This is a genomic window from Bacillus thermozeamaize (assembly GCA_002159075.1).
Lineage (GTDB): Bacteria > Bacillota > Bacilli > ZCTH02-B2 > ZCTH02-B2 > Bacillus_BB > Bacillus_BB thermozeamaize.
Genome location: LZRT01000032.1, coordinates 1 through 1,842 on the forward strand (window position 1 = coordinate 1; position 1,842 = coordinate 1,842).

Consider the following 1,842-nt stretch of genomic DNA (forward strand, 5'->3'; position numbering starts at 1 on the left):
AAAAAAAAGCTTGCCAGCTCCTAAAATTCCCTCTACTGTTAAGGTTGTGAAGACTAAAACAGTGGAGGTAAAGAAAGGATGCTAGCAATGCCTGAAATTCATTATATCAAACATTTAAGGGAAAACAAAGATCTGTCGATCTCGGAAATTGCGAGAAAGACAGGGCTGAATTGGAGAACTGTCAAGAAATATGCCGATGGAAATATTGGCGGACAAAAAATCATGAAAAAGAAACGGGGGATGATGTACGAGCTAGGATATGGGGAGATCATCGATGACTGGCTGGAGGAGGACGCGAAGCTGCCACGAAAAGAGCGAAGAACCAATCGAACCATGTTTGAACAACTGCAAAAAGAGCATGGTTTTCCCGGTTCTTACCGAACTGTATGTGCCTACATTCAGGAACGGAAGCCGCATCTCAAGGCAGAAAAGGAAAAACGATACGAACGGCTGGAGCATCCTCCGGGGGAAGCCCAAGTCGATTTTGGCACGATGCAAGTAGTGAAGGATGGAGCTCTTGAAGATAAAAAGCTCTTGATTTTGAGCTTCCCCCATAGTAATGCTGGATTTGCTCATCCTCTCCCGTCAGAAAATAGGGAATGCTTCTTGGAAGGATTGAAACAGTTATTTCATCAAGCAGGGGGAGTGCCGAGGCGTTTAAGGATGGACAATTTGCCCGCTGCCGTGGTGACAGTCGGGAAAGGAGATAACCGTCAGTATACCGAAGCGTTTCTGCGTTTCCAAGCCCACTACGGGTTTGAAGTACAGCCGTGCAATCCCGCCAGTGGGCATGAAAAAGGGAATGTGGAGAGGAAAGTATACTACGTACGCCATCGTTGTTTCGTTCCCGCCCCTGTGGTGGAAAGCGATGAACAGCTGACCGAATGGCTACGGGTCAAAATGATCGAAGATCGTTCTCGCCTTCACTATGAAAAAGGAGTGCCAATTGAAGAGTTGTGGAAAGAAGATCAAAAAGAGCTGAAAGCATTGCCTTTGGACGATCTTCCGATCTTCTCTTTGGATACGGTGAAAGTAAACAAATACGGGGAGATTACAGTGGATGGGGAAAAGTGGGTGATCCATCAAGCTCGGGTGAACCAGTCTCTCGTGGTGCAAAAAGGGTGGGATCGCTTTATCTGCCTATCCAATCAAGGAGAAGTCGTTTTTGAAGCTCCTCGGCCGTATATGAACCAGAAACAGGAAATCCCTTGGGAAGAGATTTTCAACGATTGGGAGAAGAAGCCTCGATCCGTGAGTTATTCGCGATTTTTTAAGTACTTGCCAGAGAAGGTGCAAACATATTTGACCTTCCGTAAGGAAGAGGTCAAACAGCGCGTTCGGGGAGTTCGGGAACTCTTAAAAAGCCATACATTGAAAGAACTGGATGAATGGTTGAACAAAGAGCAACGATTCGACTTGGCCCCTCATGAGTTAAAGGTGTTGTTAGAGGCGAAACAACAAGCTTATCCGGAAAAGTGGGAAGAAACTTACACCCCTTCGGTGTTTGTCAATTATGAGACGGATTTACACCTTTATGACCAACGGCTGTGCCCGTCATGGGAAGGAGGGGCAAACCGGGATGACTCGGGACATCAAAGAGATTTGTAAAGCGTTGCATTTGGCGTATATTGCCGATCGTTTTGAGGAGGTGCCATACGAAACAAAAGAGCAATTTTTGCGGGATGTACTGGCTTTGGAAGTCTCATCGCGTCAAGAAGCGAAACGGTCGAAGCTGATCAAGAAGGCTAAATTCCGGGAGTTAAAGTGGCTGAAAGACTATGAGTGGTCCGATCACATTCATTGGCCCTCCACAACGACCAAAGAGGAGCTTTGCGACCTTGT

Annotated in this window: 1 protein-coding gene and 1 pseudogene; both read left to right on the plus strand. The window is 46.5% G+C overall.

Going from position 1 to position 1,842, the window contains the following annotated elements; translation table 11 throughout:
• The first annotated feature begins 78 nt into the window (after positions 1-78).
• Positions 79-1,608 (plus strand): integrase, encoded by a 1,530-nt coding sequence (locus tag BAA01_10670; GenBank protein OUM89852.1) that lies wholly within the window; start codon positions 79-81, stop codon positions 1,606-1,608.
• A pseudogene (locus BAA01_10675) lies at positions 1,580-1,842 on the plus strand (ATP-binding protein). The gene BAA01_10670 and the pseudogene BAA01_10675 overlap by 29 nt, the downstream one beginning before the upstream one ends.

Coding starts and splice junctions, on each gene's coding strand:
- BAA01_10670 (OUM89852.1), top strand. CDS start 79: ATGCTAGCAATGCCTGAAATTCATTATATCAAACATTTAAGGGAAAAC.